The organism is Sphingomonas sp. P4_D12 (assembly GCF_056401895.1).
In genome coordinates this window covers 95911-120715 of sequence record NZ_JBFUIL010000012.1, presented here as the reverse complement: position 1 = coordinate 120715, position 24805 = coordinate 95911, and the positions used below count along the sequence as shown (strand labels likewise).

Annotated in this window: 21 protein-coding genes; 10 read left to right on the top strand and 11 right to left on the bottom strand. The window is 64.3% G+C overall.

The window, feature by feature from the left end:
• Nucleotides 1-3 precede the first annotated feature (3 nt).
• Nucleotides 4-1179, bottom strand: a complete 1176-nt coding sequence (locus AC1DSD_RS20585; RefSeq protein ID WP_478032691.1) for an acetyl-CoA C-acetyltransferase — start codon at nt 1177-1179, stop codon at nt 4-6.
• Nucleotides 1180-1311: 132 nt separating this feature from the next.
• On the opposite strand from AC1DSD_RS20585, the gene AC1DSD_RS20580 reads away from it, so the two are divergent.
• From AC1DSD_RS20580 to AC1DSD_RS20560, 5 genes are all read left to right on the top strand, one after another.
• Entirely contained in the window at nt 1312-3411 is a 2100-nt protein-coding gene (locus AC1DSD_RS20580) for a malate synthase G (protein WP_478032689.1), read from the top strand.
• 230 nt (nt 3412-3641) lie between these two features.
• Nucleotides 3642-3980: a hypothetical protein gene (locus AC1DSD_RS20575; protein ID WP_478032687.1), complete on the top strand. Its 339-nt coding sequence runs from the start codon at nt 3642-3644 to the stop codon at nt 3978-3980.
• 117 nt (nt 3981-4097) lie between these two features.
• The gene (locus tag AC1DSD_RS20570) at nt 4098-4853 is read left to right on the top strand and encodes an ImuA family protein (RefSeq protein WP_478032685.1); all 756 of its coding nucleotides are present in this window, start codon (nt 4098-4100) and stop codon (nt 4851-4853) included.
• Nucleotides 4807-6333 carry a Y-family DNA polymerase gene (locus AC1DSD_RS20565; protein ID WP_478032695.1) on the top strand — a complete coding sequence of 509 codons (1527 nt, stop codon included), beginning with the start codon at nt 4807-4809 and terminating at the stop codon, nt 6331-6333. Before AC1DSD_RS20570 ends, AC1DSD_RS20565 begins: the two co-directional genes overlap by 47 nt.
• Before the next feature lie 408 nt (nt 6334-6741).
• Nucleotides 6742-10320 carry an error-prone DNA polymerase gene (locus AC1DSD_RS20560; protein WP_478032683.1) on the top strand — a complete coding sequence of 1193 codons (3579 nt, stop codon included), beginning with the start codon at nt 6742-6744 and terminating at the stop codon, nt 10318-10320.
• 22 nt (nt 10321-10342) lie between these two features.
• On the opposite strand, the gene AC1DSD_RS20555 is transcribed toward AC1DSD_RS20560, so the two are convergent.
• A complete protein-coding gene (locus AC1DSD_RS20555) occupies nt 10343-11899 on the bottom strand; it encodes an alpha-amylase family glycosyl hydrolase (RefSeq protein ID WP_478032682.1) in 1557 nt (518 codons plus the stop codon).
• Nucleotides 11896-12702, bottom strand: a complete 807-nt coding sequence (locus AC1DSD_RS20550; protein ID WP_478032680.1) for a phytanoyl-CoA dioxygenase family protein — start codon at nt 12700-12702, stop codon at nt 11896-11898. The genes AC1DSD_RS20555 and AC1DSD_RS20550 overlap by 4 nt, the downstream gene beginning before the upstream one ends.
• Nucleotides 12703-12854: 152 nt before the next feature.
• Between AC1DSD_RS20550 and AC1DSD_RS20545 the strand changes: the two genes are divergently transcribed.
• On the top strand, nt 12855-13316 hold the full coding sequence (locus AC1DSD_RS20545; RefSeq protein WP_478032678.1) for an N-acetyltransferase family protein: 462 nt from the start codon (nt 12855-12857) through the stop codon (nt 13314-13316).
• On the top strand, nt 13316-13765 hold the full coding sequence (locus AC1DSD_RS20540) for a MaoC family dehydratase (protein WP_478032677.1): 450 nt from the start codon (nt 13316-13318) through the stop codon (nt 13763-13765). Before AC1DSD_RS20545 ends, AC1DSD_RS20540 begins: the two co-directional genes overlap by 1 nt.
• Nucleotides 13766-14162: 397 nt before the next feature.
• Here the strand turns inward: AC1DSD_RS20540 and AC1DSD_RS20535 are convergent, their stop codons facing one another.
• The 8 genes from AC1DSD_RS20535 to AC1DSD_RS20500 all read right to left on the bottom strand — a co-directional run bounded on the left by AC1DSD_RS20535 (nt 14163) and on the right by AC1DSD_RS20500 (nt 21471).
• Nucleotides 14163-14531, bottom strand: a complete 369-nt coding sequence (locus tag AC1DSD_RS20535) for a HesB/IscA family protein (RefSeq protein ID WP_478032676.1) — start codon at nt 14529-14531, stop codon at nt 14163-14165.
• 98 nt (nt 14532-14629) lie between these two features.
• On the bottom strand, nt 14630-15094 hold the full coding sequence (locus AC1DSD_RS20530) for an SUF system Fe-S cluster assembly protein (RefSeq protein ID WP_478032674.1): 465 nt from the start codon (nt 15092-15094) through the stop codon (nt 14630-14632).
• Between the two features lie 10 nt (nt 15095-15104).
• Nucleotides 15105-16373 (bottom strand): cysteine desulfurase, encoded by a 1269-nt coding sequence (locus AC1DSD_RS20525; protein WP_478032673.1) that lies wholly within the window; start codon nt 16371-16373, stop codon nt 15105-15107.
• Nucleotides 16370-17161 (bottom strand): SufD family Fe-S cluster assembly protein, encoded by a 792-nt coding sequence (locus tag AC1DSD_RS20520; RefSeq protein ID WP_478032671.1) that lies wholly within the window; start codon nt 17159-17161, stop codon nt 16370-16372. The genes AC1DSD_RS20525 and AC1DSD_RS20520 overlap by 4 nt, the downstream gene beginning before the upstream one ends.
• Nucleotides 17162-17237: 76 nt before the next feature.
• Complete coding sequence (gene sufC / locus AC1DSD_RS20515) at nt 17238-17981, bottom strand: Fe-S cluster assembly ATPase SufC (protein ID WP_478032669.1); 744 nt, start codon at nt 17979-17981, stop codon at nt 17238-17240.
• 419 nt (nt 17982-18400) lie between these two features.
• On the bottom strand, nt 18401-19864 hold the full coding sequence (gene sufB, locus AC1DSD_RS20510) for a Fe-S cluster assembly protein SufB (RefSeq protein WP_478032667.1): 1464 nt from the start codon (nt 19862-19864) through the stop codon (nt 18401-18403).
• Between the two features lie 124 nt (nt 19865-19988).
• Entirely contained in the window at nt 19989-20417 is a 429-nt protein-coding gene (locus tag AC1DSD_RS20505) for an SUF system Fe-S cluster assembly regulator (protein WP_478032666.1), read from the bottom strand.
• A gap of 202 nt (nt 20418-20619) precedes the next feature.
• Entirely contained in the window at nt 20620-21471 is an 852-nt protein-coding gene (locus AC1DSD_RS20500) for a helix-turn-helix domain-containing protein (protein ID WP_478032665.1), read from the bottom strand.
• 290 nt (nt 21472-21761) lie between these two features.
• Between AC1DSD_RS20500 and AC1DSD_RS20495 the strand changes: the two genes are divergently transcribed.
• The 3 genes from AC1DSD_RS20495 to ggt are packed head-to-tail and all read left to right on the top strand — an operon-like array spanning nt 21762 to nt 24771.
• Nucleotides 21762-22799: a quinone-dependent dihydroorotate dehydrogenase gene (locus AC1DSD_RS20495; RefSeq protein ID WP_478032664.1), complete on the top strand. Its 1038-nt coding sequence runs from the start codon at nt 21762-21764 to the stop codon at nt 22797-22799.
• Nucleotides 22800-22826: 27 nt separating this feature from the next.
• A complete protein-coding gene (locus AC1DSD_RS20490; RefSeq protein ID WP_478032663.1) occupies nt 22827-22949 on the top strand; it encodes a hypothetical protein in 123 nt (40 codons plus the stop codon).
• Nucleotides 22950-23004: 55 nt separating this feature from the next.
• Nucleotides 23005-24771 carry a gamma-glutamyltransferase gene (gene ggt, locus AC1DSD_RS20485; RefSeq protein ID WP_478032662.1) on the top strand — a complete coding sequence of 589 codons (1767 nt, stop codon included), beginning with the start codon at nt 23005-23007 and terminating at the stop codon, nt 24769-24771.
• Nucleotides 24772-24805: the final 34 nt, after the last annotated feature.

Below are 24805 nucleotides of genomic sequence, written 5' to 3'. Positions count from 1 at the left end.
GGACTACAATCGCTCGACGATCGTCACATTGGCGATGCCGCCCCCCTCGCACATCGTCTGCAACCCCCATTTCTTGTCGCGCGCCTTCAGCGCATGGAGCAACGTCGTCATCAGCTTGGTGCCCGACGCCCCCAACGGATGGCCGAGCGCGATCGCGCCGCCATTGACGTTGAGCCGCGCATGGTCGCCGCCCAGCACCTGGAGCCAGGCGAGCGGCACGGGCGCGAACGCCTCATTGACTTCGTACAGATCGATATCCTCGATCTTCATGCCAGCACGGGCCAGCGCCCGCTGCGTCGCGGGCAACGGTTCTTCGAGCATGATCACCGGATCGCCGGCGGTGACGGTCAAATTGTGGATCCGGGCCAAGGGGGTCAGGCCGTGATCCTTGAGTGCGCGTTCGCTGACGATCAGCACGCCCGATGCACCGTCGCAGATCTGGCTGGCCGAGGCCGCGGTCAGCACGCCGCCTTCCTGGAGCAATTTCACGCTCGCCATCGATTCGGCCGTCGCGTCGTAGCGGATGCCCTCGTCATGGACGTGGAGGACGGTGTTCCCCTCCTCATCGACGATCTCGATCGGCACGATCTCGGCGTCGAACGCGCCCGCTTGCGTGGCGGCGGCGGCACGTCTGTGGCTTTCGAGCGAGAAGGCGTCGAGCTGCTCGCGGCTGAAGCCGTATTTCTCCGCGATCATCGCGGCGCCGATGAACTGGCTGAACCCCTGAACGCCGTAGCGGTCCTTGATCTTCTGAGACCACGGCCCAATCCCGATGCCGAGCTGCGCGGGCGCCGAGCTGGCGAGGCCCATCGGCACACGGGTCATGCTCTCGACCCCGGCGGCAAGGACGATGTCCTGCGTACCCGACATCACCGCTTGCGCGGCGAACTGGATCGCCTGTTGCGAGGAACCGCATTGGCGGTCGATCGAGACGGCGGGAACGCTGTCGGGAAGCGACGAGGCCATCACCGCGCTGCGGCCGATATGCGCCGATTGCTCGCCCACTTGCATGACGCAGCCCAGGATGACGTCCTCAACCGCGGCGCCATCGATACCGGCGCGCTCGACCACCGCATCGAGCACCTTGCCCGCGAGGTCGGCCGGGTGCCAGTCCTTGAGCTTGCCGCCGCGCCGCCCGCCCGCGGTCCGCGCCGCCGACACGATATATGCCTCTGCCATCCTCACACTCCTCATTATCCGTTTCAGTTAGCCACTGGTTTACGCATGCGGCAAGCGCATTTTCGTGTGGACGGTATGTCCCTTACGTGTATTGGCACCGTTCCTCCCCTCATCATTTTGATGGAGCAGCACATGCCCGGAGGCACCATGATCGATCGCAACGGCCTGAAGATCGCGAGCGAACTCGTCGAGTTCGTGGAGGCGCGCGCATTGCCGGGCACGGGGATCGATGCCGATGCTTTCTGGAGGGGCGTCGCGGCGATGTTCGCGGATCTCGCCCCGGTCAATGCGGCGCTGCTGACCAAGCGCGACCTGATCCAGGCGGAGATCGACGGCTGGCTGGCCGAGCACGCCGGCGAACCGATCGACCAGGCCGACTATCAGCCGTTCCTCAAATCGATCGGCTATCTGGTCGATGAGCCGGCGCCGTTCGCGGTGACGACGCAGAATGTCGATGCCGAAGTTGCGACGATGGCCGGCCCGCAATTGGTCGTGCCGGTGCTCAACGCGCGCTTCGTGCTCAACGCCGCCAATGCGCGTTGGGGCAGCCTGTACGATGCGCTTTACGGTACCGACGCGATCCCGGGCGCGGCCAGGCCGGGCGGCTATGATCCCGAACGCGGGAGCCAGGTGATTGCCTGGGCGAAGGGGTTCCTCGACAAAGCGGTGCCGCTGGCGAGCGGAAGTTGGGTTGATCTGTCCGGCGAGCCGGTCATGGCTGACCCGGCGCTGCTCGTCGGGCGCGCCGGCGATAATTATCTGTTCCGCCACAACGGCCTGCACATCGAAGTGGTGATCGACCGCGAGCATCCGATCGGCAAAACCGACCCCGCCGGAATCGCCGACGTCATCCTGGAAAGCGCGATCACGACGATCGTCGACCTCGAGGATTCGATCGCCGCGGTCGATGCCGAGGACAAGGTAGCGGCCTATGCCAACTGGCTCGGCCTGATGCGCGGCGACCTGGAGGATACGTTCGAGAAAGGTGGCCGGACGCTGACTCGCCGCCTCAATGACGACCGCCGCTACGTCGCACCCGACGGCAGCGAATTGGTCTTGCGCGGCCGCAGTCTATTGTTCGTGCGTAATGTCGGCCATCTGATGACCACGCCGGCAGTAATCCTGGCGGACGGCGGCGAAGCACCCGAAGGTATTCTCGACGCGATCATGACCAGCCTGATCGGGCTGCATGACGTGAAAGGCCTGGGCCGCTTCCGCAACAGTCGGGCGGGGTCGATCTATATCGTCAAACCCAAGATGCATGGGCCGGACGAAGCCGCCTTCACCAACCGGCTGTTCGACGCGGTCGAGGATCTGCTCGGCCTGCCTCGCCACACGATCAAAGTCGGGGTGATGGATGAAGAGCGCCGTACCTCGGCCAATCTCGCCGCCTGCATTCATGCGGTGAAGGATCGCATCGTCTTCATCAACACCGGCTTCCTCGATCGCACCGGCGACGAGATCCACACCAGCATGCAGGCCGGGCCGATGGTGCCCAAGGGCGAGATGAAGACCTCGGCCTGGATCAAGGCCTATGAGGACCGCAACGTCCAGATCGGGCTCGCCTGCGGCCTCAGCGGCAAGGCGCAAATCGGCAAGGGGATGTGGGCGGCGCCCGACCGCATGGCCGACATGCTCGAGCAGAAGATCGCCCATCCAATGACCGGCGCGACCACTGCCTGGGTACCCTCCCCCACCGCGGCGACCTTGCATGCGACGCATTACCATCAGGTCGACGTGTTCGCGCGCCAGAAGGAACGCGCGGCGGAGCCGATCGCGAGCCTGAACGACTTGCTCTCGGTGCCGCTCGCGCTCGGCCGCAACTGGACGCCGGACGAGGTGCGCGCCGAACTCGACAACAATGCCCAGGGCATATTGGGCTATGTCGTACGCTGGATCGATCAGGGCGTCGGCTGTTCCAAGGTGCCCGACATCCACGATATCGGACTGATGGAAGACCGCGCCACCTTGCGCATCTCCAGCCAGGCGCTGGCCAATTGGCTGCTCCACGGCGTGTGCACGCCTGAAGAGGTCGAGGCGGCGTTCGGGCGCATGGCGGCCAAGGTCGACACGCAGAACTCAGGCGATCCCGCCTATCGTTCGTTGGTCGCCAATCCTGCCGGCGCGGCTTTCCAGGCGGCGCGCGCGCTGGTGTTCGAGGGAACTGTTCAGCCCAACGGCTATACCGAGCCCCTTCTTCATCGTTTTAGATTGCAGAAAAAAGCGTCGTGAGATCGAACTATTATAAATTGTACAAAAGAGACACTGCAATACATACCGTTGCGCGTGAGACATTACGCAAAACTTGATGCGCTTTTCTCAGACAAGAATGCGACAAGTGCTTGATCCGCGACCGATCTTGTCTGGAAATAACTTAATACGTGCAAGATAGTCCCAATTATATTAGGTGGGTCGCACCGGATTCATCCGGTGCGTTCAACCTACGTTTGGGGGTTACGGGGATGATACAGGCAATCAAGGCTGGCACGGCGATTGCCGTGCTCATTGCTGGCATCGTGGCGGCGCCGGCGATTGCGGACGCGGGCCGCAATTTCACCGTTTATAATGGCAATGCCGACGTGTCGGTGCAGCGGGTCTGGACGGCCCGCTCCGGGGAGTCGAAGGACCCCTGGCATGAGGTCGACATGAAATATGCGATCAAGCCGAAAAGCTCGTCCAACTTCACGCTCGGAACGGGCGATGTCTGCCTTTACGACATCAAGATCCAGTTCTCGGACGAGGTCACGCAGCAGTTCGACAACATCAATGTCTGCAAGGGCCAGACCGTCAACGCGACCTGACGCGAGCGATTGAAGGGGGAATGGTGGCGGCGGACCAGGGTTCGCCGCCGCTTTCGTTTGTGCGTGCTCGGCGGATTCAATTGCAATTTCGTCAGTAGAACATATCATGAACACCTTATGCCCGAGTCGTCTGCTTCACTGAGTCGATTGCGCCGCCGTGTCGCACGCATCGAAGGCGCGCGTGTATCGGGCGGCCCGGCGCGGTTCGCCACCGGCCATGAAGCGATAGATGCGTGGCTGGGCGGCGGGCTCGCGCGCGGACGCTTGCACGAAGTGATGGCGGACGACAGCGAGGATGCCGGCAGCCTGTCCGGATTCGCCGCGATGCTGGCGCTGCGCATCGATGCCGGAAAACCTTTATTGTGGCTCAGGACCGAGGCGGCGGAACGTCGGGCCGGCAAGCTTTATGCCAGCGGATTGGGTGAAATCGGCCTTCATGGCGGTGACCTCATCCTCGGACTGCTCGGCAACGACGCGGCATTGCTCAAGGCCGCGAACGACGCCGCGCGCTGTGCCGGGCTCGGCGCCTTGGTGGTCGAGAGCTGGGGCGAGTCCAAACCGCTCGATTTGACCGCGACGCGCCGGCTGATGCTGGCGGCGGAGGCATCGGGCGTGACTGTCCTGCTGCTTCGCGGCGAGGCGCGCGAAAGCCCCAGCGTCGCCGATACCCGCTGGCGGGTCTCCCCTGCTCCCTCGATCGCGCTTGCCGCCGATGCGCCGGGGCCGCCCGCCTTCGACCTCGAATTGTTGCGCCGTCGCGCCGGCCCCGCCGGACGTCGCTGGCGCGTGGAGTGGAATCGTGAACGACGTGCCTTCCAGCCCCTTGATGGGCAGGCGCTATCTGGCGCTGTTCTTCCCCTGGCTGCCGGCTGAGCGCATCCGCATCACGCGCCCGCATCTGTTCGCGGGTCGTGCCGGTGCGCCTTATGCGCTGACCGAGAAGGTCAAGGGCGCGCTGCGCGTATATGCGATCGATCAGGAAGCCGCGCGGCTAGGGATCGAGCGCGGCATGACCCTGGCGGATGCCCGCGCGCGGCTGCCCGAACTCGAAGCGTTCGACCATGTCCCGCACGACGATCATTTGTGGCTCGAGCGGCTCGCCGATGGCTGCGCCCGCTATACGCCCTGGGTGATGCTCGACGCGCCCGATGGGCTGGTGCTCGATGTGACTGGTTGCGCCCATCTCATCGGCAGCGAAACGGCGCTCGCCACCGATGCGCTGGCAAGACTCGACCGGTTGGGCGTCACCGCGCAACACGCCTTTGCCGCCAATCCCGACGCCGCCCGCGCGATGGCGCGATGGCGCAGCGTCGGCGCCAATGAGGATGAAGCGGTCCGACGCTTGCCCGTCGTAGCACTCGGGCTCGAAGACGAAGCGACGACCGCTTTGAAACGCGCCGGGCTCAAGACCGTCGGCGACGTCGTGGCGCGTCCCTTGTCGGCGATCGCCGCGCGGTTCGGCAGCGATGCCGCAACCCAGGTCCGACGGATCATCGGCGAAGCGGATAGCCCGTTGACCCCGCGCATCGTCGCTCAGCCTTTGGTCGTCGAGCGGCGCTTTGCCGAACCCGTCGCGCGCACCGAATTCGCGTTGACCGTATTGGGGGAATTGATCGCCGATGCGGCTGCCCGGCTCGATCAGACGCATGAAGGCGGACGCCGGTTCGAGGCGCGCTTCTTCCGCACCGACGGGCTGGTGCAGCGGATAGCGGTCGAGACAGGCCGGCCGACCCGCGACGTGGCCGCGGTATTGCGGCTGTTCCGCGAACGGATCGAGACGCTGGCCGATCCGATCGATCCCGGCTTCGGTTTCGATCTGATCCGGCTCGACGTGCCGGTGGCGGAGCGGCTCGATGCGGCACAGTTGCGGCTCGAAGGGGGTGCGGTCGGCGAAGCCGAGCTGGCGCAATTGATCGACCGGTTGTCGACCCGGGTCGGGCGCGGACGCGTGCGCCGGTTCGCGCCACGCGACCGCCATTTGCCCGAACAGGCCGAACTGATGCTGCCTGCCACCGATCCGGTTCCGCCGGGCGACTGGCCCGAACTCGAAACCGGCGAGCCGCCGTTGCGCCCAATCCACTTGTTCGACCCACCGCAATTGATCGACTCGATAGCCAGCGAAGTCCCCGACGGCCCGCCGCGCCAATTCCGCTGGCGGCGTGTCCTGCACGACGTCGCCCGGGTCGAGGGACCCGAGCGCATCGCGACTCCCTGGTGGGGTAGCCGCCAGGCGCCGACGCGCGATTATTACCGCGTCGAAGACCGCCGCGGCCGCCGCTTCTGGATCTTCCGCCATGGCCTGTACGGCGAAGTCGCCGAGCCGGGTTGGTACATCCATGGGCTGTTCGCATGATTTTGTTCACGCGGAGGCACGGAGGCGCGGAGGGATTTGGTTCGCGCAGAGGCGCAGAGGACGCAGAACGTTTTTGCCACTTCTGTCTCGCAGCAGCGAGACCCTCATCCCTAGAGTGGAGCACGATCAGGTTTAACCGTCATGCCGGGCTTGTCCCGGCATCCACCGTGCAGATCAGCGCAGTATCGAGAGCTCCTTTTCCCGGGCTTGCCGCCCGGTGGACCCCGGCACAAGGCCGGGGTGACGATTCGACTCGGTCGCATTCGACCCTAGAAGGAGCCGCTGTAGCGGCTCGAAAGCCTGTTCGGCCGTCATCTCTGCGTCCTCTGCGCCTCTGCGCGAACATATTCCTTCTTCTTCGTGCCTTCGTGTCTTCGTGCGAGCAAAATTCCAGACCGGCGGACCGGTATGGCTGAGCCTGTCCACTTCGCCGAGCTCGTCGCCGCGACCAACTTCTCGTTCCTGCGCGGTGCCTCGCACCCGAGCGACATGGTCGGCGAGGCGATCGCGCTCGGCATGCGCGCCATCGGTATCGCTGACCGCAACACCGTGGCCGGCGTGGTGCGCGCGCATGTCGCGCTGAGGCAAGCGCGCGAGCAATGGAACCCCGCCTGGGCCAAAGCCAAGGCGCGGCATGAGGCCGACCGGCCGTGGGAAGACTTTCCTCATCCGCCCGATCTACCCTTTCCCGCGCCCGACTTTCGCCTGATCGTCGGGGCGCGGCTGGTCTTTGCCGACGGCACGCCCGACATCGTCGCCTATCCCGCGACGCGATATGGCTGGGGCCGGCTGACCCGGTTGCTGTCGCTCGGCAATCGCCGCGCGACCAAGGGGGGCTGTTTGATCGGGATCGGCGACCTGATCGCGCATCATCAGGATTTGTTGCTGATCGTGCTGCCGGAGAGCAGCTTCGATGTGGAGGAGAATGAGGCGCTGCCGGAGAAGCGGCAGATCAGTCAGGATCAGGATCGCGGTTTCCTGCGGCTGGGTGATGAGGATGAAGTCGAGGCTACGAACGTCGTCCCTTTCCCCAACCGTCATGCCGGCCTTGTGCCGGCATCCACGGAGCCGCAGACCCTAGGACAAGTGGTGGAGTGGACCCCGGCACAAGGCCGGGGTGACGACGGGTCGCTGGAGGAGGTGCTTTCCCGTCTCAAACGCGTCGTCGGGGACCGCTTATGGCTAGGCGCCTCAATGCCTCGCGCCGGCCGCGACAAGCGCCGTCTCGCCAAGCTCGCCGCCATCGCCCGCGCCGCACGCGTCCCGTTGCTCGCGACCAACGACGCGCTCTACGCCACCTCCGAGCAACGCCCGCTGCACGATGTCGTCACCTGCATCCGCAAAGGCACGCATGTGAAGGCCGCGGGCAAGCTGCTCGAAGCCAATGCCGAACGCCACCTCAAGCCGCCGGAGGAAATGGCGCGGCTGTTTCGCGACTATCCCGAAGCGGTAGCGGCAACCGACATCCTGCTCTCGCGGATCGGCTTCACGCTCGACCAATTGAGCTACGAATATCCGCGCGAGCCGGTACCGCCGGGCTGGGATCCGCAGAAGTGGCTCGAACATCTCGTCTGGCAGACTGCGCTCGAACGCTATGATTATCGCGTTCCCGACAAGCTCTATGCGTTGCTCTACGAGGAATTCACGCTGATCCGCGAGCGCGGTTATGCGCCTTATTTCCTGACCGTCCACGACATCGTGAATTTCGCCAAAAGCTGCGACCCGCCAATCCTGTGCCAGGGACGCGGATCGGCGGCGAATTCGGTGGTGTGCTTCCTGCTCGGCGTGACTTCGGTCGATCCGATGCAGCACGATCTGTTGTTCTCGCGCTTCGTCTCGGCCGAGCGCGACGAGCCTCCCGATATCGACGTCGATTTCGAGCACGAGCGGCGCGAAGAAGTGATGCAGTACGTCTATCGCCGCTATGGTCGTCACCGCGCCGCGATCGCCGCGACGGTGATCCATTACCGATCGCGCAGCACGGTGCGCGAAGTCGGCAAGGCGCTGGGCATGACCGAGGACGTGACCTCGCGCCTCGCGAGCACTGTCTGGGGAAGCTATTCGAGCCATTTCGAGGAAGAGCGGGTGTCGCAGTCGGGGTTCGACCTGGCCAATCCCGACATCGCGCGATTGAAGTCGCTGGTCGACCAGTTGCTCGAATTCCCCCGCCATCTGTCGCAGCATGTCGGCGGCTTCGTGCTGACCCAGGACCGACTCGACGAGACGGTGCCGATCCACAATGCGGCGATGGAGGACCGCACTTTCATCGAATGGGACAAGGACGATATCGACGCGCTGCAATTGATGAAGGTCGACGTGCTCGCGCTCGGCATGCTGACCTGCATCAAGAAGGCGTTCGACCTGATCGAGGCGACCGGCGGCGAGCGACACACGCTCGATACGATCCCGGGCGAGGTGCCGGCAGTCTATGACATGCTGTGCGAGGGCAACAGCCTGGGCCTGTTCCAGGTCGAAAGCCGCGCGCAGATGAGCATGCTGCCGCGTCTCAAACCCCGCATCTTCTACGATCTGGTGGTGCAGGTCGCGATCGTCCGGCCCGGACCGATCCAGGGCAATATGGTCCACCCCTATCTTCGCCGCCGGTCGGGGAAGGAGAAGGTCGATTTCCCCGCCCCCGCGGCGCGTTTCGGCCGTCCCGATGAATTGGAGGAAGTGCTCGGCAAGACGATGGGCGTGCCCTTGTTCCAGGAACAGGCGATGAAGCTGGCGATCGTCGCCGCCAAATTCTCGCCCGAGGACGCCAATCGCCTGCGCCGCGCAATGGCGACGTTCCGCAATGTCGGCACGATCCATCATTTCGAGACCAAGATGGTCGAGGGCATGGTAAAGCGCGGCTATGAGCGCGACTTCGCGCAGCGCTGCTACGATCAGATCAAGGGCTTCGGCAGCTATGGTTTCCCCGAAAGCCATGCGCTGGCGTTCGCGCGCCTGGTCTATGTTTCGGCCTGGCTCAAATGCTTCCACCCCGCAGTGTTCGCCTGCGCGCTGCTCAACTCGCAGCCGATGGGTTTCTACGCACCGGCACAGATCGTCCGCGACGTGCAGGAAAAGCATGGTGTCGCGGTGCGGCCGATCGACATCAATGCCAGCGGCTGGGACAACAGCCTGGAGCGCGACGGGCACTATCTCGCGTTGCGATTGGGGTTCCGCCAGGTCGACGGTTTCCGCGAGGAATGGGCCGAACGGCTGGTCGAGGCGCGTGCCGCGGCACCCTTCACGTCGATCGAGGAACTCGCCCGTCGCGCGCACCTGCCTTCGCGCGCCTTGCGGCTATTGGCCGACGCCGATGCCTGGGGATCGATCGGCCAGGGTCGGCGCGACGCCTTGTGGGAAGTGCGCCGCACCCCGTCGGACGAACTGCCGCTATTCGCCGCGGCCAGCGCGCGCGAACTTAGCCAGGAAGAAGACGCCGCGCTGCCGGCCATGCCGCTCAGCGAGGAAGTCGTCGCCGATTACGAACTCACCCGATTGTCGCTCAAGGGCCATCCGATGCAGTTCCTGCGGCCGATGTTCCGCGTGGAAGGTGTGCTGAGTTGCGCGGAAGTGAGCAAGGCGCGCAACGGATCGCGCGCCACCGTCGCCGGCGTCGTGCTGGTCCGCCAGCGCCCGGGGACCGGCAATGCCATCTTCATCACGCTGGAGGACGAGACCGGCATCACCAATGCTCTGTTATGGGCGCGCGTGTTCGAGACCCAGCGGTTGCAGGTGATGGGATCGCGGCTGATGACGATTGAGGGCGAGGTCCAGCGCAGCGCGCCAAGCGAGGGCAGCGTCGTCCATTTGATCGGCGCACGCGTGATCGACCGTACCGCCGACCTCGATCGATTGTCGGAAGATCATGTCGCGCCGCCGCCGACCGCGCGTGTGGACTTCGAACTGTCCCCCGACCCGCGCTACACCGCCGACGCGCATGGCCGCCATCCACGCAACGTCCGCATCCTGCCCAAATCGCGCGATTTCCATTGAAACGAAGCAGCGGCTTGCTCGGTCAATGCGTGCCCAGCACCCGCAAACCATAAGGCGGCAGCTCGATGGTCGCGGGATCCACTCCGCGATTGTCGTCTAGCAAATCGACCCACCCATGCCCCATCGCTGGCAAGGCAGGACGTACCGCCACCGCACCGCTATTGGCCAGGACAAGCACCTTATGGCCGCCCATGCTGCGCAGCACGCAGACCGCGGTCGAACCATCGTCGCATAGTAATTGCTGGTCGCCCTGGCGCAATTCGGGCCGACCCGCACGCAACACCAGCAGCGTACGGTAGAAGGTGTAAAGCGAGTCCGGCTTGCCCCGTTCTTCGGCAAGCGACACGCCGTCATCGCTGCGGTTGAAACGGTGACCCCAAGCGCTGGCGTCCCCGCGATACCAGGTCGCCGACCCCGGCGCGTCGAGATCGGCGCTCCAGCGATAGGCCTCGCGCAAGCCGATATGCGCGCCGTCGCTCTTGACCTTGGCATCGATCCGGCCGCGCATGCCCAGTTCCTGGCCGTAATAGATGGACGGCGTACCGCGCATCAGCAGGGTCAGTGCGGCGCCGATCCGCGCCTTGCGCTGATCGCCGCCGACCACCGAGATGAAGCGGTCCATATCGTGATTCTCGAGGAACAGGATGCGGCTCTTGCCCGCGGGTGCTTCGCCGCTCTCGCGCAGCGCCTTGACGATCGCCGCCTTGTCCATCTTCTCGAGCGCGAAGCGCAGCGGGAAGGCGAACACCATGTCGGTGCCACCTTTGGTCAGCCAGCCATCGCCCGTGCCCCAATCGGACTGCTCGGCGATGATCCGCGCCGACGGATTGCGCGCGCGGATTGCGGCGAAGATCGGCGCCCAGAAATCGGCGAACAAATTGGTCAGGCGGTGCTTGTTGTCGAGATCGTCCATCATATGGTCGATGCGGAAACCGTCGACGCCATCGCGCAGCGAGCCGTCGCCATGCGGATCGATCCAGTGGACCAGCAGGCGCGTGAAATAGCCGCGCACCGCCGGCGACTTCAGATTGACCATCGAGATGCCTGTCCAGCGTCCATCATAGCCGGGCCAGGCGGGCACGCCGAGGAACGGTTCGGGCTCTTCGTTGATCTTCGGCCGGTTGTAGAGAATGTAGGGACCGAACTTCGCTCCCGGATGGCCGCGCGACGACGTGAGCCAGGGATGTCCTTCCGCGACATACTGGAATTCTTCGTCGAGATAGACGCGCAACCCGAGCGCATGTGCGGCACGGATGAAGGCGAAATAGTCGGCCATCGTGCCATAGGCCGGGTCGATCCCCTCGAAATCGGTCGCGAAGTAATTGTGGTAGAAAGGCGATGGCTGGATCGGCGTCAGCAGCAACGAGGTGACACCCAGCGCCTTGATATCGCCGAGCCCCGCGGTCAGGCCCTTGAGGTCACCGATCCGGTCGCCGTTAGAATCGCGAAAGCTGCGAAAGAAGATGTGATAGATCGCCTCGTCCTGCATCGCCGCCGAGGTCGTCTTTTCCGGCGTTGCGGCCCCGGTCGGCGCCGCGAGCAACAGTGCCGCCAGCGCCAGGCCGATCGCGCGGATCACGCCTCGAACAGGACGGGGTTGAGCGGCGTGTCGATCACTTGCCCCACGGTCGCGCCGGGACACCAGCGGTCCCAGTCATTCTGTTGCTGGCTATTCTCCGGCGCCTTCAGCACCATATCGCGGTCCATGTAGATCACCGTCATCACCGAACGCGGATCGTGCGACCGGTTCGGCCCGGCACGGTGGAAGGTCCAGCCGAGGTGGAAGCTGACCTCGCCCAGCTCGAACGGCCCGTCGACAATCGGGAAGCCGTGATGCTCCATGTCGGCGGTGATCCGAGCCTCGCTCTCGTCCGAAATGCCGAGGTCGCGGCCGAACTCGACATGTTGGCTGCCCGAAAAGAAGGCTAATGGCCCCATATCCTGCGGCACCGCTTGCAACGGCACCCAGGCAGTGATCGTGCGATCGCTCGCGACCGGCCAATAATATTGATCGGCATGCGCCGGCGTGATGCCGCCGCCGGGTTCCTTGTAGAGCGACTGGTCGTGATAGAGCCGCACCCCGTCGACCTGCAGCAATGCCGCAGCAATACCCGCGAGCTTCCGCCCGAATACGAACTCGCGCGGCAGCCCGCCTTGCTCCCACAGGTTCATCACCTGGAGGAACGCCTTGTCATAGGTCGAGCGTTCTTCGAGCGGCAGCGTCTGGGTGCTGAGCGCGATGGTCTGCTCGGTGATCGCACGGCCATAATGATCGAGCGTCTCGGCATCGAACACGTTCTTCAGCCGGATGAAGCCGTCGCGGGCGAACCGTGCGACTTGATCGTCGCTGACCGGATAAGGGCTGTCGATATCCGCGCTCATACGCTCCTCAAGTCCTTGGGATCGAACAACGATCCTTTTCTAGCCGAGCGAACGGACGAACGTCCACCATTTGCCTATGCTGCGCAGCATAACGTCCGGACAGCATTTTCACCCTGCCTCGGCCGATTGGAATGGCGTAACGCCTGATCGTCATGATGTTTCGCGATGCGACCCCTGCCGATCTGCCGACGATCGTCGCGATGCTCGCCGAGGAGCAGATTGGCGGCCGCGCCGACGACCCGTCCGAGCCGCTCGATCCTGCCTATCTCGCCGCGTTCGAGGCGATCGATCGCGATCCCAACCAGCGCCTGATCGTCGCCGAATTAAACGGCGCGATCGTCGGCACGATGCAGCTGAGCTGGCTTCCCGGCCTGATCAATCGCGGCGCCTGGCGCGGCCAGATCGAAGCGGTGCGGATCGCTAAAGACAAGCGCTCGCTAGGCCTCGGCGCGACGATGATCACCTGGGCGGTCGAGCGCTTCCGCGAGCGCGGCTGCTTCATGGCGCAATTGACGTCGAACAACGAGCGCGTTGCCGCGCATCGTTTCTACGAACGGCTCGGCTGGGAAAAGAGCCATAGCGGGTTCAAGCTTATGCTGACGAAAGGCGACTGATGCCGGGCAAATATTTCGACGAATGGCAAATCGGCGAGACGATCGAGCATCCGCTCCGTCGCACGGTGACCGAGACCGACAATCTGATGTGGTCGACCATGACCCACAATCCGCAACCGCTCCATCTCGACGCCGAGGCGGCCAAGGCGAGCGAGTTCGGCCGCATCCTGGTCAACGGCACTTTCACGTTCAGCCTGATGGTCGGGATCACCGTTGCCGAGACGACGATGGGCACGCTGGTCGCGAATCTGGGCTATGACAAATTGGTGATGCCCAAACCGGTGTTCATCGGCGATACGCTCCACGCGACGAGTGAAGTGACCGAATTGCGCGAGAGCAAATCGCGGCCCAATGCCGGTCTGGTGACGTGGAAACACCGCATGCACAACCAGCGCGACGAAATAGTGTGCGAGTGTTTGCGGACGGCGTTGTTGTTGCGCACTCGTTGAGCATGATGAGAGGGTTAGCCGTCCTTTTTCTATGCTCTACAGCGGCATGTTCCGTGCCGACTGGCAATCCCGCCGACATCCCAAACCAGTATGCGCTGACCGATTGTCGCGTGGCCGAAGGCAAAATCTCACGAAGCTATGCGCCAACCGTAACGCCCGTTCTTCGCAACGTTTCATGCCAGCCGAACGGCCTATTAGGCCGCGAGCTAAGTTGCGCTTTCGAGGCCAGAGCCGTGAGCATTATTGATCAGAAGATTGTGCCGGGAACCAATTGGATTCGAGGAACCGGCAAATTTCGTCACCTAGCCACGGGACGTCCGGAGGATGCCAAGAGGTGGTGCGCGACCGATTGGTCAGACAACCTAAACCACAGCCAGGAAACCGGCTTCGAGGTCGACTAAACCGTAAAGCTCTCCCCACACCCGCACGCGCCCTTGGCGTTGGGGTTCTCGAACACGAAGCCGGCGGCGAAATCGTCCTCGACCCAGTCCATCGTCGAGCCGATCAGATAGAGCACCGACGCCCCATCGACGAAGAAAGTGCCGCCAGGCGTTTCGATCCGCTCGTCCATCGGGTTGGCGGTGGTGACGTAGTCGACCGAATAAGCCAGCCCCGAACAGCCACGCTTCGGCGTCGACAGCTTCACGCCGATCGCGCCCTCCGGCGCCTTCGACATCAATTCCGCCACCCGCGCCTCGGCGCGTTCGGTCAGTATCACGGCAGCGGGGCGCTGCCTCAGGGTCGTTGCCACGTCTTCACTCCTCATCTCCCCTCCCGTTCACGGGAGGGGTCGGGGGAGGGCTTGTCACCACTCTAGGACAACATGCCCTCCCCTAGCCCCTCCCGCGAGCGGGAGGGGAATAATTACAGCATTCCCAATTCCAATTTCGCGTCGTCGGACATCTTCTGCGGGTCCCAGGGCGGGTCCCAGACCAGATTGACGTCCGCGACGGCGACTCCCGGCACGCTGCCGACGCGCAATTCGACCTCGGCCGGCATCGATTCAGCGACCGGACAATGCGGCGTGGTCAAGGTCATGGTGACCGCGGCATGACCCTCGTTGGTCACTTCGACATTATAGATCAGCCCGAGGTCGTAGATGTTGACCGGGATTTCGGGGTCGTAAATCTCCTTGAGCGCGTCGACCACCGCTTCGTACAGCGCACCACCCGGCTCGCCGCCCGACAGCGGCTCGGGCTTCTGCGACAGGAATCCGGCGAGATAATCGCGCTTGCGCTCGAACGTCTCGGCCGGCGCCTCGACGCGCGCCTTGGGCGGCGCTTCCACCGATGTCACTTCGTCCACTTCGATCTTCCGTTCTTCGTTCATCCGAAGATTCCTACCCAAAAATCCGCGTCACACGTTCGACCGCTTCACCAAGCGCCTCTACATCGGCCAGCGACGAATAGACGCCGAAGCTCGCCCGCGCCGTCGCCGGCACGCCCAGCGCCTCCATCAACGGCTGCGCGCAATGATGCCCGGCACGGATCGCGACCTTGCTCTCATCCAAGATGGTGGCGACATCGTGCGGATGCACCCCCTCCACCGCGAAACTGACGATACCGGCGGCGTCTTCGGGACCGAACAGCCGCACCGAATTGATCCGCGACAACCGCTCGCGCGCCGCCGCGACCAGCGCCGTTTCGTGCGCGTGGATGCGCTCCAAACCAATGCTCTCGACATAATCGATCGCCGCATGCAGCCCGATCACGCCTACGATATGCGGCGTCCCCGCCTCGAACCGCCCTGGTGCGGGGGCGTAGGTCGTCTTGGCGAAGGTGACGCGATCGATCATCGACCCGCCACCCTGATATGGCGGCATCGCGTCGAGCAGATCGTACCGACCCCACAATACGCCGATCCCGGTCGGGCCGTAGAGCTTGTGGCCGGAGAAGACGTAGAAATCGCAGCCGATCTCGGCGACATCGACCGGCATGCGCGGCACCGCCTGGCAGCCGTCGAGCAGAATCTTGGCGCCCACCGAATGCGCAATCTCGGTCGCGCGCTTGGCATCGAGCACCGATCCCAGCACGTTCGAGACATGCCCGAGCGCGACCAGCTTGTGCGCCGGCGTGATCATCGCCGCCATCGCCTCGAGATCGATTCGGCCGTCGGCGGTCAGCGGCACGGCGTCGATCTCGACCCCGATCCGCTCGGCGACCAGCTGCCACGGCACGATATTCGAATGGTGTTCGAGCGTGGATAGCAGGATGCGGTCGCCCGCCTTGAGCTGCTCGCCTGCCCAACTGTGCGCAACCAGATTGATCGCCTCGGTCGCGCCGCGGACGAAGACGATTTCCTCGGGCTTGCCGTTGATGAACTCCGCGACCCGCTTGCGCGCCGCTTCATAGGCGAGCGTCATGTCGGCCGAGCGCTGGTACACGCCGCGATGCACTGCGGCGTAATCCTGGGCATAGCCGCGCTCGATCGCGTCGATCACCACGCTCGGCTTCTGCGCCGAGACCGCGCTGTCGAGATAATGCCAGCCGGCCGGAATGGCAGGGAAGTCCGCGACGACGTCGAGGGGCGCTAGATTCCCTCTCCCGTCGGGAGAGGGAGGGAGCGCCGAAGGCGCGGAAGGGTGAGGGCAGGCCTGAGCGTCCATCACCTGCCCTCACCCTTCCCACTCGGCTGCGCCGAGCGGGCCCCTTCCCTCTCCCGCTGGGAGAGGGAGCTATCGAGCATCCGCTCCAACGCTGCCTGGGCCGCCGCTTCGACCCGCATCCGTTCGCCTTCGTCGGCGATATCGTCGAACACGCTGCCGACGAATGCCCTCAACAACAGCTTCTTCGCATCGGCCGGCGCGATCCCGCGGCTTTCGAGATAGAACAGCGCTTGTCCGTCCAACTCGCCTACCGTCGCGCCATGCGCGCACTTCACGTCGTCGGCGAAAATCTCCAGCTCGGGCTTGGCGTTGGCGGTCGCGGTCCGCGCGAGCAGCATCGCCTTCACCGACTGACTGGCATCGGTCTTCTGCGCATCGCGGGCGACCGCGACCTTGCCGAGATAGCTGCCGGTCGCCTTGCCGCCGAGTACCGAGCGCACGACCTGGTTCGAGGTCGCGTTGGGCTCGATATGGTTGAGTGTGGTGACGATCTCCAGCGTCTGCTCACCACCGCCGAGCATCGCCGCACCGAGCTCGAAATGTGCGCCGTCGTGCAAGGTCACGTCGATCGATACGCGCCCGAGCTTGCCGCCGATATTGAGCACGTGGAAGGTCGCCCGCGCGCCCTTTTCGAGCACGATCGCGATCTCCTTGATCGCCACCGATCCGGGCGGCGAATCCTGCACCACGACGCGCGCGATCTCTTCGCCCGCGGCGACACGGATCGTCTCGGGCGGATTCCCCCCCCCCCCCCCCCCCGCGGCGCGGAGCGCCGCGTACCCCTCATCCAACCTYCGCTAGGCAGCATAGCYGCCAAGCTGCGGTATCCTTCTCCCACAAGGGGAGAAGGTTTGGTGGACAAAGTCGTCACGCCGCCACCGCTCCATAACCTTCGCGCTCGAGCTCGATCGCCAGCTCGGCGCCACCCGTCCGCGTAATCCTGCCGGCTTCGAGCACATGGACGAAGTCGGGCTTCACGTAATCGAGCAGCCGCTGATAATGAGTGATCAGCACCACCGCCTTGTCGGGCGCGCGCATGATGCGGTTGATGCCGTCGCCGACCACGCGCAGCGCGTCGATGTCGAGCCCGCTATCGGTTTCGTCGAGGATCGCCAGCCTGGGCGCGATGATCCCCATCTGCACCATCTCGTTGCGCTTCTTCTCGCCGCCGGAGAAGCCGACATTGACCGGGCGCTTGAGCATCTCGGCATCCATCGACAGCGCCGCCGCCTCGGCGCGCGCCAGCTTGAGGAAATCGCCGCCCGACAACGGCCCCTCACCACGCGCGCGGCGCTGGCTGTTGAGCGCCTCGCGCAGGAACTGGACGTTTGATACGCCGGGAATCTCGACCGGATATTGGAAGCCGAGGAACAGTCCGGCGGCAGCACGCTCGTGCGGCGCCATCTCGAGCAAGTCCGCGCCGTCGAAGCTGACCGATCCCTCAGTCACCTCATAACCGGGTCGCCCGCCGAGCACATAGCCAAGCGTCGACTTGCCCGCGCCGTTGGGCCCCATGATCGCATGCACTTCGCCCGCGTTCACGCTAAGCGAAAGGCCCTTGAGGATCGGCTTGCCGTCGATTTCGGTATGGAGGTTATTGATAGATAACACCGAGCGACTCCAAGAGAAAAAGAACAGTCACGAATACCATTAGACCAAGAACGAAAACGCCAAAGACGTGGCCCGCAGACGAAAATAAAAGGAAGGCCGAGCCCCTGTTCATCGGGCGGTTCCGATACGCCGGATGGGGCCACCAAAATAAATAGGGCACTCCGCTCTTTCGTTCACGAATTAGGGTCCGCAATTCGAGCCAGAAGAGGATCGAGACAGCCAACAGAACAAGGAGCGAAACGGGCGTGGACATCATCCCACGCCCCCCTCAAACGAGATCCGCAGCGCCTTCTGCACCTCGGATGCCCGCAATACGCCGTCACCCCGGCCTTGTGCCGGGGTCCACCGGGCCTCAAACCCCAGCGCATGCGGCTCCGTGGATGCCGGCACAAGGCCGGCATGACGGATGGGGGTGAGGATCATCCGACCGACCCCTCCAACGAAATCCCCAGCAACTTCTGCGCCTCGACCGCGAATTCCATCGGCAATTGCTGCAGCACCTCGCGCGCGAAGCCGTTGACGATCAGCGCGACCGCGGCTTCCTGATCGAGGCCGCGCTGCATCGCGTAGAACAATTGGTCCTCGCTGATCTTCGAGGTCGTCGCCTCATGCTCGATCTGCGCCGAGGGATTGCGCACCTCGATATACGGCACGGTATGCGCGCCGCATTCGGAGCCGAGGAGCAGGCTGTCGCACTGGGTGAAGTTGCGCACGCCTTCCGCGGTCGGCGCGACGCGCACCAGCCCACGATAGGTATTATTCGACCGCCCTGCCGAAATCCCCTTCGACACGATCGTCGAACGCGAGCCCTTGCCGAGGTGGATCATCTTGGTGCCGGTGTCGGCCTGCTGGCGGTTGTTGGTCACCGCGACCGAATAGAATTCGCCGACCGAATTCTCGCCCGCCAGCACGCAACTGGGATATTTCCAAGTGATCGCCGATCCGGTCTCGACCTGGGTCCACGACACCTTGCTGTTCTTGCCCTGGCAGAGCGCACGCTTGGTGACGAAATTATAGATCCCGCCAAGGCCATTCTCGTCGCCCGGATACCAGTTCTGGACCGTCGAATATTTGATCTCGGCATCGTCGAGCGCGACTAGTTCGACCACCGCGGCATGGAGCTGGTTCTCGTCGCGCATCGGTGCGGTGCAGCCCTCGAGGTACGAGACATAGGCACCCTTGTCGGCGACGATCAGCGTACGTTCGAACTGGCCGGTATTCTCGGCATTGATGCGGAAATAGGTCGACAGCTCCATCGGGCAGCGCACGCCCTCAGGCACGTAGACGAAGGTGCCGTCGGAAAAGACCGCGCTATTGAGCGTCGCGAAATAATTGTCGTGCTGGGGCACTACCTTGCCCAGCCACTTCTTCACCAACTCGGGATATTCTCGGATCGCCTCGCTGATCGACAGGAAGATGACGCCAGCGGCCTTCAGCTCCGCGCGGAACGTGGTCGCGACCGAGACGCTGTCGAACACCGCGTCGACCGCGATCTTGCGCGCGCCTTCCACCCCGGCGAGCACTTTCTGCTCCTCGATCGGGATGCCGAGCTTTTCGTAGGTCCGTCGAATCTCGGGATCGAGATCGTCGAGACTCGCGATCGTCTTCTTCGCCTTGGGCTCGGCGTAATAATAGGCGTCCTGGTAATCGATCGGCGCGATGTCGAGCTTGGCCCAATCGGGCGCTTCCATCGTCTGCCACAGGCGAAACGCCTTCAGCCGCCAGTCGAGCATCCATTCGGGCTCGTTCTTCTTGGCGGAGATGTAGCGGACGGTGTCCTCGGACAGCCCCTTGGGCGCGAACTCTTGCTCGACGTCCGAGGCAAAGCCCCATTCATATTTCTTGTTCGCGGCGGCCAATGCCTCTGCGTTCTTCGTCGCCATTACAAATCCCCGGCCGCGCAGCGGCCATCAAGAATCTTTGTGCCTTTGTGCCTTTGTGCGAGAAAAATAGACTCGCACGAAGACACGAAGACACGAAGGAAGAGTGTTTGCGCTGCGCGCTGCATCAGGCCTGAACCTCCAGCGCAGGAGCAGCGGACAAGCTCGCGAGGCTAACGCCAGCCAGCACATCGCGGACGGCGCCGTTGACGGCATTCCAGTGCGGCTTCACGCGGCAGCTTTCCTCGACACAGCAATCGTGCGCGCCATGCTCGACGCACGCGGTCATCGCGATCGGCCCCTCGATCGCCTCAACGATGTCCGCCAGACTGATCGCCGCGGGCGGGCGCGACAGGCGAAACCCGCCGCCAGTGCCACGCTGGCTCTCGATAAGCCCGGCAGACGACAGCTTGCTCACCAATTTCTGTACGGTCGGCAGCGGCAAGCCAGTTTCTTCGGCCAAGCAGGTCGCGTTGAGACGCCCCACCCCGCCGCAATGGCGCGCAGCGGCGGACATCATCACCACGGCATAATCGGCCAGGCTGGAAAGACGCATTGTTGCGAACGACTCTCAAATCAGACCAAATCGATCCGATTGCCATGTGGGCGTGAGAGGGGGCTGCGTCAACCTGCTAAATTCCCTAAATCCCTCTCCCGTCGGGAGAGGGAGGGAGCGGCGAAGCCGCGGAAGGGTGAGGGCAGGTTTGGGAGGTCCATTACCTGCCCTCACCCTTCCCACTCCCGATGGGAGAGGGAGATTATGTACTCGTGATCAGCGGCCTCACCAGCCCCGACATCGCCAGCCGCTGCTGCACCGTGATCTCCGCCAGCGCGGTCGGGCGATCGCGGATTTGCTTCGGCGTCAGGCCAGTGAATTGCTTCACTTCACGGATCAAGTGCGACTGGTCGTAGAAACCGCGGCCGACCGCGTCATCGAAGCTGATGTCGCCGCGGCACATTGCGACCGCCGCGCGTAGCGCACGATATTTGCGCGCCAGCAACTTCGGCGGCGCGCCGTAAAGTGTATTGCACTTGCGTTCGACCTGCCGGCGCGACAGCCCGGTGACCGCGATCAGGTCATCGATGTCGGGGGACGTGTTGCCTTCCAGCCATGCGTCCACCTGATGCGCGAAACTGACCGATTCCCGTGTCGCCCTGCACGTGAGTTCGCGGACCAGCGCCTCCGCGATCAGCACGCGTTCGTCCATATTCTCGGTATTCGCGATCGCCCGAAACGCGGCTTCGGCACGCGGGCGCAGGTTTGGCCCGACTTCCATTGCATCGTCGAGCATGTCCGACGCGTCGCCGCCGAGCATCGCAGCCCACCCAGCCGGCGTGATGCCGAACCCGAATAGCCGCACCGGCCCTTCTACGCGGCACTTGGTCGCGCCGCTGGTGGGGCCGACGACATGGATCGGATGGGCATATTTCTCCCCGCTCGGGAAATAATAACACGCGAAGCCAGGGCTCAGGCGAAAGCGGAATTGGGCATAGTCAGCCCGCTCCATATCTTCGAACCACGGCATGTCGGCGCGAAAATTATAGAATAATGTTACATGATCCGCGAGGTCGGGTGAAGGAACCCGATAATCGAGTTGGATATCCGACACGAAAGTTGCGCCCCTGTGTTTTTCTTTCGTAGCCCGGTTTTTATATCATTCCGGACGGAATCGCCACCCAAAATGAGTATATCGTCGGTTTGGCTTAACATAAGAAAGCGGCCCGATTTTCTTTCGAAAACCGGGCCGTCAAGGGAAAGAACCCCCTCCCAGGGGCCCTTCGGGTCGCATGCTTGTCCTAGGCCCTTCGTTCCCGAGTCGTATTGGATGGATTCGCCGTGTGGTGAATTTAGACCGTTTCCGTAACGTAAGGGGCTTTGACCCTCGCAGCGTGTCCTGCCATGGCCGCGCTCATGGCCTTTCTTGCTCGCCCATTGCTGTTCGCGATCGATGCCGAACGCGCGCATGGCCTGACCATCGATATGCTCGCGGCTTGGGGAGTGGTCGGAACACCGCTCGCCGCGCGGCCGCCGTCGTTGCCGGTCACCGTGGCTGGGCTGACCTTTCCTAATCCGCTCGGTCTAGCCGCCGGCGCCGACAAGGACGGGCGAGCGATCGCCGGTTTTTTCGGCCTCGGCTTCGGCGCAGTCGAGATTGGTACGCTGACGCCGCTGCCGCAAGCGGGCAATCCCAAACCGCGGCTGTTTCGTCTCGTTCCTGATCGGGCGGTGATCAACCGAATGGGGTTCAATAATGGCGGGTTGGCCGCCGCGCTGCCGCGTGCACGATCCGCGAGGCGCACCGGCATGCTCGGCATCAATGTCGGCGCCAACAAGGACGCCGCCGATCGCATCGCCGATTACGAGAACGGGGTGGCGGCCGCCGCGCCCATCGCCGATTATGTCACGATCAATATCAGCTCGCCCAACACGCCGGGCCTGCGCGACCTGCAGCACGGCCCCGCGCTGACCGACTTGCTTGCCCGCGCCGCCGCGGCGCGCGGGACGACGCCACTGTTCCTCAAGGTCGCGCCCGATCAGGAACCTGCGCAAATCGACGAAATCGCCCGCGCCGCGATCCATGCCGGAATCGACGCGCTGATCGTCGGCAACACCACCGTCAGCCGCCCCTTATTGTCCTCCCCCACCGCGGACGAAAGCGGTGGGCTCTCGGGCGCGCCGCTCGCGACGCTCGCCGCGCAACGACTGCGCGATTTTAGGGCGGCGACCGGCGGCGCGCTGCCGCTCGTCGCGGTCGGCGGGATCGACAGCGGCGCCGAAGCCTATGCGCGCATCCGCGCCGGGGCGAGCTTGGTGCAGCTCTATACCGGCCTCGTCTTTGGCGGGCCGGCGCTGCCGAGACGCATCGTACGGGATCTCGACACCCTGATGCGACGCGATGGGTTCGTGCAGATCGCAGAAGCCATCGGAGCGAGTTGACGGCGTCGGCCAACAACGGAGAAACACATGGCAACCTTGTCGATCATCCACCTCCTCATCTTCGCGCTCATCTTCACGGTCATCCTGCTCGCGCCGATCGCAGTCATCTTGGGGCTGATCTTCGCGCTGCGCCGTAACCGACGTCTATAGGTCGCGCCACCGCAACGCCTTGTCTCCCATTCCCATGCCGTTAGGGTCTCCCGCCATGAAGAAGCTGATCGTCGCTGCCGCCATTGTCCTCTCCACCATGGCGGCATCGGGATCCGCCCGACAGCCCGCGCGGGTCGCCAAGGTCGCCCAGCCCGCCGCGACCGGCATGGTCAGCGCTGCCGATCCACGCGCTGCGGCAGCCGGAGTCGAAATCCTCAACGCTGGCGGCAGCGCGACGGACGCGGCGATCGCAACCATGCTCGCGCTCAACGTCGTCGAGCCGCAAAGCTCCGGGATGGGCGGCGGCACGTTCTTCGTTCGCCATGACGCGGCGAACGGCAAGATCAACACGATCGACGGGCGGGAGGCGGCGCCAATGGCCGCCGACAGCAAGTGGTTCTTCGACGCCAACGGCAAGCCGCTGTCTCACTTCGCGGCAGTCCCCGGCGGGCGCAGCGTCGGCGTGCCCGGCCAGCTTCGCGTGATGGCACTGGCGCATGCGCAATCGGGCAAGCTGCCCTGGGCGCGGCTGTTCCAGCCAGCGATACGACTGGCGCGCGATGGCTTTCAGGCGTCGCCGCGGCTCGCCAACGCGCTGACCCAATATGCCGCGCACATGGATTCGAACGCGCGCGCGATCTTCATGGATGCGTCGGGCAAGCCGTGGCCGGCGGGCACGGTCATCAAGAACCCCAAACAGGCCGAGTTGTTCGATCGCGTCGCTCGCCTCGGGCCTAGCGCCTTCTATACCGGCGGCACCGCCCAACGGCTGGTCGCGACGGTCAATAACGCCCAGCGCAATCCGTCCAAGATGACCGTCAGCGACATCGGCAGCTATCGCGCCAAGCCGCGCGCCCCGTTGTGCGGCACCTATCGCGTCTACCGCATCTGCGGCATGGGCCCGCCGTCGTCGGGCGGGTTCACCGTGCTGATGATCCTGAAGCAGCTCGAGCGCTTCGACATGGCGAAGCTGGGCAAGGATTCGCCGGTCGCCTGGCATCTGTTCGCCGAAAGCTCGCGCCTCGCTTACGCCGACCGCGACATGTATGTCGGCGATCCCGATTTCGTCAGCGTGCCGCTCGCCGGCCTGCTGAGCCGCAATTACATCACCTCGCGCTCGGCATTGATCTCTCCCGACAAGTCGATCGCCGACGTTGCACCGGGCACTCCACCAGGCGCCCCGCCGCGCAAGCGAGTGCCGCCGAGCGAGACTCCCGGCACCACCGACCTCGTCGTCACCGACAAGGCCGGCAACGTCGTCGAAGTCACCACGACGATCGAGGGGCCGTGGGGATCGGGGCTGTCGGTCGACGGCATCATGCTCAACAACGAGCTGACCGATTTCGACATCGTCCCCGACAAGGACGGTTATCTCGTCGCCAACCGCGTCGGCCCCGGCAAGCGCCCGCGCAGCTCGATGGCGCCGACCATCGTCTATGGCCCCGACGGCAAGGTTCGGCTGGCGATCGGCGCCGCCGGCGGATCGACGATCATCGCCCAGGTGGCGAAGGCGATCGTCGCGGTGGTCGACTGGAAGATGAGCGCGCAGGACGCGATCGGCCTCGGGCTTGTCTATGCACCCGGCCAGACGGCGGTCGCCGAATCGGGCACGCAGGCCGAGGCGATGGCGCCGCAACTGCGCGCGCTGGGCGAGAAGATCATGGTCTCTCCGCTCGGGCTCAAGGCCAATGCGATCGAGCGCGTCGGCGGCAAATGGGTCGGTGCCGCCGATCCGCGCAGCGAAGGTGTCGCGATGGGACAGGACGGCAAGGTCACCGTGATCAGGCGGATGGGGATGGCGCCCAACCGCCCATCCGAATAACGTCGGCCTAAATGGCGCAGCCGAAAGCGGCGCG